Annotated in this window: 14 protein-coding genes; 10 read left to right on the top strand and 4 right to left on the bottom strand. The window is 51.3% G+C overall.

From position 1 onward, the window contains the following. The first annotated feature begins 71 nt into the window (after positions 1–71). From ylbJ to ACFQ0N_RS36505, 3 genes are all read left to right on the top strand, one after another. Complete coding sequence (ylbJ, locus tag ACFQ0N_RS36495) at positions 72–1,151, top strand: sporulation integral membrane protein YlbJ (RefSeq protein WP_379335120.1); 1,080 nt, start codon at positions 72–74, stop codon at positions 1,149–1,151. A 65-nt stretch (positions 1,152–1,216) separates the two neighbouring features. Further along, a complete protein-coding gene (locus tag ACFQ0N_RS36500) occupies positions 1,217–2,014 on the top strand; it encodes an NAD kinase (RefSeq protein ID WP_379335121.1) in 798 nt (265 codons plus the stop codon). Further along, entirely contained in the window at positions 2,014–3,753 is a 1,740-nt protein-coding gene (locus ACFQ0N_RS36505) for an ABC transporter ATP-binding protein (RefSeq protein WP_379335123.1), read from the top strand. Before ACFQ0N_RS36500 ends, ACFQ0N_RS36505 begins: the two co-directional genes overlap by 1 nt. A 642-nt stretch (positions 3,754–4,395) precedes the next feature. Here the strand turns inward: ACFQ0N_RS36505 and ACFQ0N_RS36510 are convergent. Further along, the gene (locus ACFQ0N_RS36510) at positions 4,396–5,160 is read right to left on the bottom strand and encodes a YutD family protein (RefSeq protein ID WP_379335125.1); all 765 of its coding nucleotides are present in this window, start codon (positions 5,158–5,160) and stop codon (positions 4,396–4,398) included. Between the two features lie 16 nt (positions 5,161–5,176). Continuing rightward, a complete protein-coding gene (lipA, locus tag ACFQ0N_RS36515; protein WP_379335127.1) occupies positions 5,177–6,070 on the bottom strand; it encodes a lipoyl synthase in 894 nt (297 codons plus the stop codon). Between the two features lie 115 nt (positions 6,071–6,185). On the opposite strand from lipA, the gene ACFQ0N_RS36520 reads away from it, so the two are divergent. From ACFQ0N_RS36520 to ACFQ0N_RS36545, 6 genes are all read left to right on the top strand, one after another. After that, the gene (locus ACFQ0N_RS36520) at positions 6,186–7,223 is read left to right on the top strand and encodes a M23 family metallopeptidase (protein ID WP_379335129.1); all 1,038 of its coding nucleotides are present in this window, start codon (positions 6,186–6,188) and stop codon (positions 7,221–7,223) included. A 176-nt stretch (positions 7,224–7,399) separates the two neighbouring features. Further along, positions 7,400–8,431: a hypothetical protein gene (locus ACFQ0N_RS36525; protein WP_379335131.1), complete on the top strand. Its 1,032-nt coding sequence runs from the start codon at positions 7,400–7,402 to the stop codon at positions 8,429–8,431. A 131-nt stretch (positions 8,432–8,562) separates the two neighbouring features. Further along, a complete protein-coding gene (locus ACFQ0N_RS36530) occupies positions 8,563–9,108 on the top strand; it encodes a P-loop nucleotide/nucleoside kinase family protein (RefSeq protein ID WP_379335133.1) in 546 nt (181 codons plus the stop codon). A 236-nt stretch (positions 9,109–9,344) separates the two neighbouring features. Next, positions 9,345–9,821: a hypothetical protein gene (locus ACFQ0N_RS36535; RefSeq protein ID WP_379335135.1), complete on the top strand. Its 477-nt coding sequence runs from the start codon at positions 9,345–9,347 to the stop codon at positions 9,819–9,821. Further along, complete coding sequence (locus ACFQ0N_RS36540) at positions 9,796–10,116, top strand: hypothetical protein (protein WP_379335137.1); 321 nt, start codon at positions 9,796–9,798, stop codon at positions 10,114–10,116. The genes ACFQ0N_RS36535 and ACFQ0N_RS36540 overlap by 26 nt, the downstream gene beginning before the upstream one ends. Continuing rightward, positions 10,088–10,438: an IS200/IS605 family accessory protein TnpB-related protein gene (locus ACFQ0N_RS36545; protein ID WP_379335139.1), complete on the top strand. Its 351-nt coding sequence runs from the start codon at positions 10,088–10,090 to the stop codon at positions 10,436–10,438. Before ACFQ0N_RS36540 ends, ACFQ0N_RS36545 begins: the two co-directional genes overlap by 29 nt. Positions 10,439–10,778: 340 nt before the next feature. Here the strand turns inward: ACFQ0N_RS36545 and ACFQ0N_RS36550 are convergent, their stop codons facing one another. Next, positions 10,779–12,026, bottom strand: a complete 1,248-nt coding sequence (locus ACFQ0N_RS36550) for a TraB/GumN family protein (RefSeq protein ID WP_379335141.1) — start codon at positions 12,024–12,026, stop codon at positions 10,779–10,781. A 212-nt stretch (positions 12,027–12,238) separates the two neighbouring features. On the opposite strand from ACFQ0N_RS36550, the gene ACFQ0N_RS36555 reads away from it, so the two are divergent. After that, the gene (locus ACFQ0N_RS36555) at positions 12,239–13,519 is read left to right on the top strand and encodes a S8 family peptidase (protein WP_379335143.1); all 1,281 of its coding nucleotides are present in this window, start codon (positions 12,239–12,241) and stop codon (positions 13,517–13,519) included. A gap of 293 nt (positions 13,520–13,812) precedes the next feature. On the opposite strand, the gene ACFQ0N_RS36560 is transcribed toward ACFQ0N_RS36555, so the two are convergent. Then, the coding region (locus tag ACFQ0N_RS36560; RefSeq protein ID WP_379335145.1) for a hypothetical protein at positions 13,813–14,163 on the bottom strand (351 nt) is incomplete at its 5' end.

Consider the following 14,163-nt stretch of genomic DNA (forward strand, 5'->3'; position numbering starts at 1 on the left):
AAAAAGTTCTCACTCGACTTTTTGAGCACGCACTTCTATATAGTCATGTCCATTACCAGGGAGGGGAAAACGTGCCACTCGTCCGCTTTTTATTGCGGCCTGCTATTATTCCAGCCTGGGTCGCTGCGCTGCTTGCACTGCTGCTCGTGTTTTTTCCGGCCTCGGCGCTGGAGGCGTCTATACGCGGCTTATCGATTTGGTGGGAAGTGCTCTTCCCCGCATTGTTTCCTTTTTTTGTAATATCCGAGCTGCTGCTGGGGTTTGGCATTGTTCATTTTTTCGGCACGCTGCTTGATCCCCTTATGCGTCCTTTATTCCGCTTTCCAGGCAGCGGCAGCTTTGTTTTTGCTATGGGATATGCCTCCGGCTATCCAGTAGGAGCAAGACTGACAGCCCAGCTTTGGGAACAGCGGCTAATTACCCGTGCGGAGGGCGAGCGTTTAGTTGCAATTACGACAACCTCTGATCCGATTTTTTTAATTGGCGCCGTTTCCGTCGGTTTTTTTCATAATGCCGCACTAGCGCCGCTGCTGGCCGCCGCGCATTACGGCGGCGCCTTCATTATCGGCCTTCTTATGCGTTTTCATGATCGAAAGGCCCCTGATTCTCCAAAAGCCGTTTCCGCATACGCAGGCGGCGCCAAGCGCTCAATTTTGCGCCAAGCCATTACCGCTATGCACCGCGCCCGTCTTATGGACGGACGAACGCTTGGCACCTTGCTTCAGGATGCTGTACAAGCCGCGTTAAGGCTGATGATCGTTGTCGGCGGACTCGTCGTCTTTTTTTCTGTAATCATGGAGCTGCTTACCAATGTCGGGATTATCGAGGCCTTGTCCGGGCTGCTGCGCTTTGTTATGGGCGCGATAGGCATGCCGGATACGCTGGCCAATGCGGTTATAAGCGGCATTTTCGAAGTGACGCTCGGCGCCAAAGGTGCCGGCGCATCGACGGGGAGCGGTCTAGTCCATCAAGCTGCAATCGCCGCCTTCATCCTGTCATGGGGCGGATTGTCCGTGCACGCTCAAGTCGTCAGCCTGCTGAGCCGCACCGATCTGCGGTATCGCCCTTTTTTCATCGCACGGCTATCGCATGCTATCCTGGCCATATTTCTTGTTTATTTGCTGTGGAATATGCTTGGCCCAGTAAGCTGACATTGTGTTTATGGCCAATTTCCGATATGATCGACTTATAATGTGATCGGAAGGGGCTTATCGTTTTGAATTACGTCATTGTGGACAGAGGGGATCCATTGTCCAAGCAACTGGCAGAGCAATTCCATACATTAGCAGCCGCTAATGGCATTCACCGCAATGAGGAGGCGCCGGAAATCATTATTTCAATCGGCGGGGACGGGACGCTGCTTCAGGCCTTTCATACCTATTGCGACCGTATTGAGGACGTAGCTTTTATCGGCGTCCATACCGGCCATCTCGGATTTTACGCCGACTGGAAGGCAGACGAGCTGGAAGAGCTGGTCCAGATGATCGCCGGACAAGAGCCGCGCATCGTTCGTTATCCCCTTGCCCAGATCGAGCTGGAGACGAAAGAAGGCACAAGCACTCATTTGGCGCTTAATGAATTTACGATTAAAGGGGTCGACAATACGCTCGTCGCACAGATCAACATCAATGACGAGCTGTTCGAAATGTTCCGCGGCGACGGAATCGTCGTATCGACGCCATCCGGCAGTACAGCCTATAACAAAAGCCTGGGCGGCGCGCTGATTCATCCATCAATCGAATCATTGCAAATTGCGGAAATCGCTTCGATCAACAACCGTGTCTACCGGACACTAGGCTCATCTGTCGTGCTGCCGCAGCATCATCATTGCGACATTATTTCGCGCAAAGAGCAGCGCCTGCAGCTGGCTTGCGACCATCTGAATATGACGCGCAGCGATATTATAGCGATTCGCTGCCGCGTCTCCGAGCACAAAGTCAGCTTTGCCCGCTATCGCCCATTTACATTTTGGAATCGGGTGCGGGAAGCGTTTCTCGGGTATGACGTGCAGTAATGAAAGCTTTTCGTGTTTATTTAAAAATCGTTAAGCCATACAGATGGCATATTGTGCTCACCCTGTTGATCGGAGCTGTCAAATTTGCTATCCCGCTAACATTGCCGCTCTTTCTCAAATACGTTGTTGACGATGTTTTACTTGCCAGCTTGTCAACGGAGCAAAAGATCGACAAATTAATCTATGCGCTCATCTTTGCCTTCATTTTGTTTGTCATCATTCGCTATCCGATTGAATATTACCGGCAATATTTCGCGCAGAAAACAACTAACCGCATTTTGTATGATTTGCGCAGCAAGCTGTACGCTCATCTTCAGCGGCTGTCGCTGCGTTTTTACCAAAACCGCAAATCAGGCGAGATCATCTCCCGCATGATCAATGATGCCGAACAGACCAAATCCTTGGTCGAGACCGGCCTAATGAACATTTGGCTCGATATGTTCACACTAAGTATCGCGCTTTTTATTATGTTTCAAATGAATGCTGTTCTAACATTGGTTGCGATCGCGATTCTGCCTTTCTATGCATTGGCCGTGAAGAAGCTGTACAAGCGGCTGAGACTTTATTCGCGTTCGCGCTCCCAGTCGCTCGCTGAGATGCAAGGCTATCTTAATGAGCATATTAACGGCATTCCCGTGGTCAAAAGCTTCACGCTCGAAGCTTATGAAGAACGTCAATTCCAAAAGCGCAACGGCACGTTCCTCGAACGCGCGCTTGCCTTAACAAGATGGAATGCATTGACGCAATCGATTATAAATACATTGACCGAAATTGCCCCGCTGCTCGTCATCGCATACGGCGGTTACCTTGTGGCTGTCGGCAATTTGTCAATCGGTGCATTTGTTGCCTTCTATGGGTACTTGGACCGGCTTTATTCGCCGCTGCGGCGGCTCGTTAACGCTTCTACGGAATTGACACAGGCTTCGGCTTCGCTGGAACGGGTCGTCGAGCTGCTGCAGGAGACGCCTGAAATTCAGGATCAGCCTCATGCCGCCCAATTGAAGAACGTCCAGGGTTCTATTTCTTTTCAGCGGGTTTCTTTTCGTTATTTGAAGGATGGGGAATGGGCGCTGAAGCAGATCGATCTGGATATACCTGCCGGTCATACTGTCGCATTAGTGGGGATGAGCGGCGGCGGCAAATCGACGCTTGTTAGCTTGCTCGCCCGTTTTTATGACATTCAGCAGGGCAAAATTACAATTGACGGCAAGGACATTCGCACGGTTACGCAGCAAAGCCTGCGCGCTCAGATCGGTATGGTGCTGCAGGATAACATTTTGTTTAGCGGTTCAGTAAGGGAAAATATTATGATGGGCAACCCGGATGCCGACGAAGCTGCACTTGTTGCCGCTGCCAAGCAAGCGAATGCCCATGAAATTATTTGCTCGCTGCCTAATGGCTATGATACCGAAATCGGGGAGCGCGGCGTCAAGCTGTCCGGAGGCCAGAAGCAAAGGATCGCGATCGCCCGCGTATTTCTAAAAAATCCGTCGATTCTAATTTTGGATGAAGCTACTTCCGCACTGGATCTGGAATCTGAGCATGCCATACAGGAATCGCTCGGCACCTTGACCCAAAACCGGACAACGCTGATCGTCGCCCATCGCTTATCCACCATTACACATGCAGACCGTATTATTGTGATGGAGCATGGCAAAGTAGCCGAGCAGGGCACGCATAACGAATTAATGGCGCGCGACGGTGTTTATGCCCGGCTGTACAACGTACAGCATTTGTAAGATACATGAGAAAAAGTCCAATTAAGGTTGATCAGAAGGCTGTCTATTCATTGTGGACATCTGTAAGGGCGACGAAGTGGGCTGCACGCGGTCCGTGGTTCCGTTATTTGTGAACAAAATCGCTAAAATGGCTGGCTCGCGGACCGTAGATCCGTCCCTCAAAACGTCACTGAACCCCAGCAAAATCGGCAAATAACGGATCGTATGTCCGCGAAACTCTGAATGAGCCGGGTTTCGGCAAAATAACGGATCCTGTGTCCGCATGGTCACAATTGCCCCCGTTTCTGCGGCAAAAATCGTTGTCCACAGAAAATCGACAACCTCCTCCTCATATCCTCCAAAAATTGAGTTATAAATGTAAAAAAGTCCGTAGCCGTTTCACCCTCTATCAGGTGCAAACGGAACGGACTTTTTGGCTGCTCAGATGAATAAATGGATTTTATGCAGCTAGGTTTTGTTTCTTTAAGGCGAAAACGAAAACTAAATGGAAAACCTCCATCTACTGCGATCGAAAAGGGTGATTTCGGCAAAAAGCAACCTTATTAAATGTAGTTTTTCCTGTTAGTTTAGTCCGCTTCTGCAATTCGCTTGAAATTAACTGCAAGAACTACAGTTAGATCAACACAGCAAAGGCTTTTCTCATTACGTATCGCTGCCTGAAACTGCCGGTTCCTTGGCTTTATTTCTTGGATGAGAGGGCTGCTCGGCTGCGGCAGCTACTTGCGCCTTGCCAAGCTCGGCATTAGCCTGTTTCTTATGGCGCTGCTTCTCCTGCTGCTGCACAGATCGCTCACGTTCGACCGATCCTTGCCGATTCCTCTCGCCTTCCTTCTCCTTGAAGGACGTCTTGCGATTATGACTGTGACCGCCGCTTGCATGCTGGCCCGCCGCTGCACTGTCACCACGCTCATGCTCGCGCTGGCTGTCTTTGCGCGGGGGTGCCGGCGAACGGCGCTGAGACGGTTTTGGCACAGCGCGTACATGCTCGCGCAGAGGCGGCTTCTCTTCGGTCTCGATCGCTCTCCCAGCTGCTACAGGCGCCTCGTCTGACTCGCTTTTACTCTGCCCTTCCTCTGCCGGCTCCAGCATGACTAACGTGTCCAGATCGATATCATCGTCACCGATCTCATGCTTGCCTGCATGCTTCTGCAAAACAAAATAGGCACAGCCAAAGTTGCAATATTCGTTAATGTAATCTACAATGCCCGAAATGACGCTTCCTGGCGTCGCTTTCGGATGATTGTCGCGAAAAAATCCTTTAAGCCGCAACTGATTATAGCCCCAGTCGCCGATGATATAGTCATAGCGATCCAGCACATCGCTGTAACGATCGCGGAAGGCAACCGGATTCCATCCATTTTTATGATCTTCGACAAGTTCATAGGATCTTCCGCCAATATGAATCAACCTTGTTAACCCCTTCCTAACGTACGGCAGCTTTGGCTTCTGCTGCTGATTGCACCTGCTCATGGGCATGGTAGGAGCTTCTCACCAGCGGGCCGGACTCTACATGGCTGAAGCCGCGGCGCAGTCCTTCCTCCTTCAGCTGGGCAAACTCATCGGGATGCACATAGCGGTGAATCGGCATATGATTCGGAGTCGGCTGCAAATACTGACCCAATGTCAATATGTCGCAATCTATCGCCCGCAGATCGTCCATCGCTTGCAGCACTTCTTCATTAGTCTCGCCGACACCCAGCATAATGCTTGATTTTGTTGGAATATTCGGCTTCATCAATTTCGCCTGCCTGAGCAATTCAAGCGAACGGCGATACTTCGCCTTGGCCCGCACGCGGTCCGACATGCGCTCTACCGTCTCGATATTATGGTTTAGTATATCCGGTTTTGCATCCATTACCACCTGCAGCGCTTCCCAGTTCCCCATAAAATCGGGAATCAATACTTCAACTGAACATAATGGCAGGCGCGCACGAACCGCCTTGATCGTCGCTGCAAAAATCGAAGCACCGCCATCCTTCAAATCATCGCGCGCAACAGAGGTCACGACGCAATGCCGCAGACCCATCTGCTCTGCCGCCTCAGCAACCCGTTCCGGCTCCTCCAAATCCAGCTCGGTCGGCATTCCTGTCTTAACGGCGCAAAAACGGCACGCGCGCGTGCATAAATCGCCCAGAATCATAAAAGTCGCCGTCCGATTGGCCCAGCATTCATATATATTCGGACAGCGCGCTTCCTCACAAACCGTGTGAAGCTTCTTCGAGCTCATCATATCCTTGATTTCGGCATAATTGCCGCCTGTCGTCAACTTGATCCGAAGCCAGTCCGGTTTGCGATCCGGCTGCTGCTTAGTCCTCATTGTTCATACCCGCTTTCTGTTCTTTCCTGCGTATTATTATAGCATGTTTCGGATAAAAACCAATGATTTGCGGATGATAACAAAGAACATTCCTTCCTGCGGAGGTGAGCTGTTTGTGAAATCGTTGCAAGCATACTGTACATGTCTGTTTATTTGTCTTTTTTCCTTGGTCTGGCTGGTGCCTGATACGGCTCGAGCAGCTCCCGCTTTAAAAAACGAAGCGCCTGCCAAATCAGCCGTTAATCCAATAGAGAAAAGACGGGAGCTTTATGAACAAATTAGTGTACTGTCCGGCATTCCATGGTACAGGCTGGCCGCACTGGATCAGTATGAGCGCGCCTTGACCAAAGCAAATCGAAAAAGCAGGCAGCAGTTGGGGCAGTATATCGGCATTTTTGTAACAGAAAGAGAGTGGGCGGGCTTATTAAATCCCGATGACCAGGATGAGCAGCCGCGATCTATCCGATGGTTCAACGGCTTTGGCCTTGACGGGGATGGCGATGGGGTGGCCAGCCGTACGAGCGACGCCGACCTGCTTTATTCCGCTGCCAAAAAAATAATGCTTTTTGGCACAACGGAAGAAGAGTTTGAAACCGCCCTATGGCATTACTATCACAATCCGCGGGCGGTGAAGCGAGTACAGCAATTCGCAAAATTATACGCCGCATTCGATCGGCTTGATTTATTCGAGCACGCCTTCCCTGTTCCAGTAAGAAGCAGTTTTTCGTACCGGGACACTTGGGGAACCAGCCGAAGCTGGGGCGGCTATCGGATACACGAAGGCACCGATATCTTTGCTCATTATGGCTTGCCTGTGCGCAGCACCTGTTACGGTATCGTTGAGGTAAAGGGCTGGAATCCTTACGGCGGATGGCGCCTCGGGATCCGCGATTTGAACAATGTGTACCATTACTATGCTCATTTGTCCGGCTTCGATAAAAAAATCCAAATCGGAACAATCGTTACACCCGGGCAAACGGTAGGATGGGTCGGCAGCTCCGGATACGGCAAGCCGGGAACGCAAGGAAAATTCCCGCCGCATCTTCATTACGGCGTATACCGCGACCGGGGCTATGTTGAATGGTCTTTCGATCCTTACCCGATGCTCAAGCAGTGGGAAAATGAAGAACGCCGCCGCTTGAAGAAAAAATAAGCATGGAAAAACGGGTTTCTCGCAAGGTCTGCAAAGACCCCAGGGACAACCCGTTTTTTATACCCTGCAGAATGGAGAATACGGAATGCGGAACTCTCTTTCTCATTTAGAGAGGTAAAAAGGCGACGCAGGTCGTATTATATAAATACAAATGATACAAGATTGGAGCGTGAACGATGAACATTCATACTGCACGATCCGCCGCTGCAGAGTGGGTGCTGCAGGAAGCAAGCCGCCAGCCCGATTTCCTCGCTGCCTATTACAGCGGCTCAACCGCTGTATTGCCGGAAGACGCCCTGCTGCCCCCATCGTCCGATGTTGATATTATTGTGGTAACTGTGTCCCCGGCCCCGCCGCTCAAGCTCGGAAAGTTCCGCTACAACGATGTGTTGCTGGAGGTGACGCACCTAGGCTGGGATCAATTGTATCCGGTACAAAAAACGCTCTCTTCTTACCATCTCGCCCACTCATTGCGCATCAACACCATTATTGCCGATCCCAGCGGACAATTGCTGAAGCTGCAGCAGGAGGTAGAGCGCTGCTTTGCCCGGCCCGATCAGATTCGTCTGCGCGTGCAAAGCGTCTTGGGCCGCATCCGCTCCGGTCTCGACAGTATCGATCTCAACGCGCCCTTGCATAATCAAATTATGGCCTGGCTGTTCGCTACCGGAGTAACAACGCATGCCATTCTCGTAGCTGCGCTGTGCAACCCCACGATTCGGCTGCGCTATATGGCTGCGCGCGATGTTCTGAGCCGGCATGGTTTAAACGATTACTATGAGCAGCTGCTCCGGCTGCTCGGATGTGCTGAAATGTCCCCGCAGCGTGCCTTTTACCATTTGGACAATATGACTAGCGCCTTCGATGCTGCAGCCGCTGCTGCTGTAACGCCATTTTTCTTCAGCTCGGATGTCACCGCAGCGGCACGCCCAATTGCCGTCGACGGCAGCCGGCAGCTGATTCGGGATGGCAACCACCGTGAAGCGGTCTTCTGGATGACGGCCACGTTTGCCCGTTGTCACCATATATTGGCTGCAGATGCGCCCGAATCTGTGCGCGAGGCGCACTTGCCGGCCTTCCGCGAGCTCATCGCCGATCTTGGCATCGTGTCGCTGCCGGAAAGCTTGCTTGACCGGGCGGAGGGGGTCAGACGTTCTCTGCCTCAGCTGGCAGAAATAACCGAGCATATTTTGTCGGCCGGCCGCTAACCTTTCACAGAGCCTGCCATGCCTCGCCCTCGTTCCGATCTGGGATATAATTCTTTTAACCAAACTTTCTCTTGCGGCGCGTCATTTCCAGGGCTACAATCGGAGAAAAAGGCAATAAGGAGGGAAACCGAATGTCCGTCAACACCCCCTGCATCATCTTAATAACCGGCATTATGGCGAGCGGCAAATCGACCGTTGCCCAGCTGCTCGCAGAGCGGATGGATCGATCTGTTCATTTGCGGGGAGATCTTTTTCGCCGAATGGTTGTCAGTGACCGCAAAGAGGTCAATCCCGATGCCGATGAGGAAGTGCTTGCCCAACTGCGGCTTCGTTATCGCCTGGCCGCTCAAGCGGCCGACACCTACTGCCAGGCCGGCTTTACAGTTGTCGTACAGGATGTAGTTATTGGCCCGATGCTTCAGGAGTTCGTTTCGTTTGCTGCCAGCCGGCCGTTCTATACCGTTGTGCTGACGCCGAGCATTGAGACGGTCGCTTCAAGAGAAGCCGGGCGGGCCAAGAAGGGATACGGGGCGTGGACGGTTGCCGACCTGGACCGGGTGCTGCAGCAGGAAACGCCGCGCATCGGCATGTGGCTCGATTCCTCCGAGCTGACGCCGGAGCAGACGGTTGACATCATACTGGAGCGGCTGCAAAGTGAGGCGCTTGTGGAAGTATGAACGATGAAAAAGACCCGCAGGAGGAGCTTATGTCCATCCCGCGGGTCTTTTTTTTATCAAATACAGACGAGAAGACTCCTTCCTCAAAGCGGAAGCTTAGGTAGGAGATGAATCGTCTTCGGACAAGGGTGGCAACTTTGCCATCTCGATTGTCCGACATGATTTTAAAGTAGTTCCTTCCCTACTTGAAATCGAACGGGCGTTCTGGTATAATGATAGATATAGGGGGATTGGAAATGAGTCTGAATACGATTACGATCAAACTTCCTTTGTATCGGCCCACATTGGTGAAACAAGACATGTATAGAACCATGCGATCCTACTTTTCACAAGCTAGCAATCAAGCCCTTCTATACCTACAGGAGTCCCCAATACGCAACGCAACAGAGTTGGATCGCCTGCTTCGTTCCATACCTTTACCATCAACGCTTCTTCAAGAAGCTAGAAAACAGGCGGTCAGCCGGTATCAAGATTGGCGGAAGCATGCCAACACCAAAGGTTTTCCTTCCTTTCGAGCAAACATCTCGATCCTGTTTGACAATCAGAACTGGCGGCTCCGTTTCGATCAAGGACACCTGAAAATTGGGATCCCCACCATCGAAGGCCATTTAACCATCGATAAATATGTGCCTGTGAGCACCAACGATTACTCCTTATTTTGGGTGAATTACCTTCTGACCGGGGGAAATGGATCCAAACAGCAAACACTATAAACCTTCTTACGAAGGAATCTCGAAACCGAAAAAAGGGAATGCACAGCTTTTTGAGCGTAAGGGGAAGTGGTATTTTGCTTTCACCCTTTCCTTCGAAGTTCAGGAAACACCGAAGACGAACAAAGCGATTGGTGTTGATCGCGGATTACGCCTCATTGCGGTTGCTGCCGATACCGGCAACTACCTGACCTTTAACGGGAAACGTATTGGCCATATCCGGAGGCGGTATGCCTATTTGCGAAGGGAAAATCCAGCAAGCGAAAAACATGAAAGCGCTAAAACGACTCGCACATAAAGAACGACGCATGATGCAATATTGGAATCATGTCATGGCCAAAACCATCGTGCAATTTGTTAGTGCGAGCGGGGCGTCCATCATCAAGCTGGAAGACCTGAGCCACATTCGTTCGATGAAAAAATATTGGAAGCGTGCAGATCGCAATATTCATGCTTGGGCGTTCTATGATTTGGAACGAAAGATCACCTATAAAGCCGCTTTAGCCGAGCTAACCGTGGAAAAGGTGAATCCCTATAAAACCTCTCAGGAATGCAGTCAATGCGGAATCATTCGGAAGAACCATCGCAGGAAAGATCAATTCTTGCGGCTATCACGATAACGCGGACGTCAATGCCGCCTTCGTCATATCCCTCAGACCATCACTTGTCATATAAGACAAAACGACGGCGTAAAAGCCGTTGTGCAGGGCTAGATACCTTGCATAAGGCACCTGACTGTGCTGAATACCTAACCGAGAAGTTCTATCCGTCACACCAAAGACGTTCAACATGGACGGAACTGAACCCCGGAGTTTGTTCGGGTACAGAAGCGAGCGTACGAACCTCTTCTGTGATCATGAAACAAATTCCTAAGGTAACGGTAACTGAACCTGCTTCACGCTAATGAGGCGAATAAGGGGAATCCCCCGCCTCTAAGCAAAGTGTAGGCGGGGGAGGATGTCAATGACGTTTTACTTTGAAGCCTTCTTTTTCAAGCAATGATACAATGCCGTTCTCGCCAAGGAAATGCGCGGCGCCAACCACGACGAAATAGGTTTTTGGCTCCTTGCCTTGCAAATAGCCTTTCAGCTTGTCTACCATGCCAATATTGCGGTCGATCAGCATCGCTTTGTTCAGTTCCTCATTATCTGCCGTACTCTCTGTAAATGCCAGCAACTGCTTCTCGTCCCCGGACACCCACATTTTCGACAAATCCTCAATACCATACTTCGTTTCTTCTTTATAGAAGTTGGCGATTGATGTTGCCAGCATCTCTTCCTGCAGTTGGCCCGAGAAGCGATCGAACATGTCCAGCTGGAATTCGACGCCTTCCAGCTCCAGAATCGGCTGTTTGTTTTTGTTCGCCCGGCCTAGGAAATATTGATCGATGCCAAGCTCACCGTCATAATCCGAGCTTTGCATTTTCAATACATCCAGCATCAATGAAATATTCCATGGCTTGATCGTATCAAACGACCCGGCCGGCAGTCCTAGCTCCTTGACAAGCCGCTCCACTTGCTTATATGTATCTGCCGAGATATGATCCTGCAGGCTGGAGCCGTCATTGTACATGCTCTTTTGCAGGACGCTTTGCTGCATTTCTTCCGTGTTCGCCTTGGACACATCGGCCTCTACCACCAAATAATCCGCTCCGGCGTAGGCCTTCTCAATCTCGCTTCGCAGTGGGTACATCGCGCCGTTGGCGACATGAATGGAACCAAGCATATAAATCGTGTTCCCGTCATTTTCCGCCTTCCACAAGAAGCCCTTGCTTGCCGGTTTAGGCGTAAGCTTGACGGCTTGCTGCTTGCCGTCCCAAGTCACCTTGTAGCCTGCTGCTTCACCGATAAAACGTACAGACACATAAAGGGCGCCGTCAATGATCTGCGGCGCTGCTGCAAGCGTGCGCGGCGCTTCATTCACCACGGCTGTCTGTGAACCTGTTTTCAGTGAAATCGTCAGAGTTTCCTTCGTGCCCGTTAAAGTTTTGCCGGACTGCTCCCATGCTGTTTTGAAGCCCAGCTGCTTCAGCAGCGGCTCTGCCGCCACAAGTGTCGTCCCTTGCTTCACTAGCGGCTCATGCTTGTTCCATTGTACTTTCCCGCCTTCCACCCACACCGAAATCGGCTTCGCGTCGGCAGCCTGCACCTGGAATGAAAAGGCCAGAAGTAAGGCAAGCGAGAGAAATAATGAGGTTAGCTTTTTCACGTGGATAATTGCTCCTTCCTTGATTATGCCAGTTCTGTCTGGCTCCATGGAATTTTTAGCCTTCTTTCAATTACGCAGCAAAGGCGATCACGTTTCAAAAACCGGCAAGGTAAAATTAACTAATCCATTAACGCCCACTCCTTTTCCCCTACTCTCCCGTAGACTGAAGTGTACGCTTCACCTATACAGCATTCAGAAGGAGATTAGTGACTATGCGGAAGGTTGAACATTTATTGCGCAAATGCCACAGCCGCTCTACTGGAGGACACACGGTCCGGCATTTGATCGTTCTTAAATCTGAGCAGCATTATAAATGCTGTTTGCGGGAGCTGCGAAAACACGGCCTGAAACCGCACAAAAGCATAAAAGGAGAACGTCTCCTCTGCTGCAGCATCGATAGCCGCTTAACTGACCGGCTGTCCGAGCTGGCCAGCCATCCCGCGGTCCGTTACATCGAGCCGGATGTGAAAGTTAAAGCACACGGCATTCCCTTGTCAAAACGAGGTCAGAATACAATAGCCGCAACTAGCCGCGGCTTCCGGCCTGCCCCTCCTCTTATCAAGAGACGTCTGGCCGGCCGTATCAGCATCAATTGCCCGTACGGCACACCTTGGAATATTTGCCGTGTGCAGGCGCCTGCAGCCTGGCGGCGCACGCGCGGGGATAGCGTACGCGTCGCTATCGTCGACACTGGGATTGCCAAGCACCCCGATCTGCGCATTGCAGGAGGCGTAAATATCATTTCAAGAAGAAAATCCTTCCACGACGACAATGGCCATGGCACGCATGTTGCCGGCATAGCCGCCGCACTCGGCAGCAACGGTCAAATTCCGGGTGTGGCGCCTGCCGTCAAGCTTTACGCTGTGAAGGTGCTGGACTCCGGCGGCTCCGGTTATACCTCCGATATTGTGGAAGGCATCGATTGGTGCATCAGGAATCGCATTCAAGTCATTAACATGAGTCTGGGACTGACGGGAGGAACAAGCAAAGCGCTGCTGCAGGCGGTGCGGCGCGCACGTAGGCACGGAATAATCGTCGTCGCCTCCGCCGGAAACGACGGAAAGCTGCCCGGAAAGATAGACGAACCCGCGAGCTATAAAGAGACGATTGCAGTCGCCGCCTCCACTCCCCGCAATACTGTCGCTCCTTACAGCACAAGAGGAAAAGGGATTGATGTAACTGCGCCGGGCAGCGATATAAAATCTACCTGGCTGAACAAAGGTTATCACATATTGGAAGGCACCAGCATGGCCTGTCCGCATGTCACCGGTGCGGCAGCGCTTATCCTTGCCAGCAGGCCCGGAATATCAGTTAACCGTGTAACCCGGAAAATTCGCCAGACCGCCCGCAGGCTTCCCGGCTTTTCTTCTTTGGCTCAAGGGCACGGACTGCTGCAGGCAGCCCGCGCTCTCTCCAGCGCGGGAGCGGGCCGCAAGCTTCGCAGGCGGAGGAGGCAACGCACGCTTAAGCTGAAGCAGCCCGCTTTTCTATAGTCACGCGGACCATAGATCCGTTATCTGTGAACAAATGTGCCCAAACGACTGGTTCGCGGACTGTAGATAAATGTAGATCCGTTATATGCCTCAAATCGCCGCTAAACCCCAGCAGAATCGGCAAATAACGGATCGTGTGTCTGCCCCGGATGCAGGATAAGAGCGATGATAAAAACTTTATCGAAGTCCTTCGAGGATGAGCGACCTAAAGGTTTGCCAGGCAAACCCGCTTCGTAAGCATAAGGTAGTTTTTATCGCCAATAAGAATTTGTTTTTCCGCACAGTTTGGAAACTTATAACTCAACGTTCGCAGCAGAGAGACCGTCATTCGCCCACAAATCCAAAAAGAGGTGTCTCGCCATGCGAAGCCGATACTTGGATGAGTGGAAAAGGCGCTCAAATGTTGCAGTTTGTGCAACAAGTCGATTGGAGGAAGGAGGTATGCTCCAAATTGTTGTATGAAATGCAACAAATCTCTCCTCCAGGGCGCTTAAATAGCGATGATTGTTGCACAACGTATAGGCCTGTTGATTAGCCAAAAAAAGGTATGCAATAAATGGTAAAAAACTAATAAAAAAGACCGTCCAGTCGATGTAATGTTTGTCCCCACAAACTAATCGAAACGAGGCGGTCTCATGAAAAAG

It is taken from the genome of Paenibacillus sp. GCM10027626, from assembly GCF_042676285.1.
GTDB lineage: Bacteria > Bacillota > Bacilli > Paenibacillales > Paenibacillaceae > Paenibacillus_Z.

Bases quoted from the DNA above. Each gene is read 5' to 3' on its own strand.
- ACFQ0N_RS36535 (WP_379335135.1), top strand. From the start codon at position 9,345: ATGAGTCTGAATACGATTACGATCAAACTTCCTTTGTATCGGCCCACA.
- ACFQ0N_RS36530 (WP_379335133.1), top strand. From the start codon at position 8,563: ATGTCCGTCAACACCCCCTGCATCATCTTAATAACCGGCATTATGGCG.
- lipA (WP_379335127.1), bottom strand. From the start codon at position 6,070: ATGAGGACTAAGCAGCAGCCGGATCGCAAACCGGACTGGCTTCGGATC.
- ACFQ0N_RS36555 (WP_379335143.1), top strand. From the start codon at position 12,239: ATGCGGAAGGTTGAACATTTATTGCGCAAATGCCACAGCCGCTCTACT.
- ACFQ0N_RS36545 (WP_379335139.1), top strand. From the start codon at position 10,088: ATGAAAGCGCTAAAACGACTCGCACATAAAGAACGACGCATGATGCAA.
- ACFQ0N_RS36540 (WP_379335137.1), top strand. From the start codon at position 9,796: ATGGATCCAAACAGCAAACACTATAAACCTTCTTACGAAGGAATCTCG.
- ACFQ0N_RS36525 (WP_379335131.1), top strand. From the start codon at position 7,400: ATGAACATTCATACTGCACGATCCGCCGCTGCAGAGTGGGTGCTGCAG.
- ACFQ0N_RS36505 (WP_379335123.1), top strand. From the start codon at position 2,014: ATGAAAGCTTTTCGTGTTTATTTAAAAATCGTTAAGCCATACAGATGG.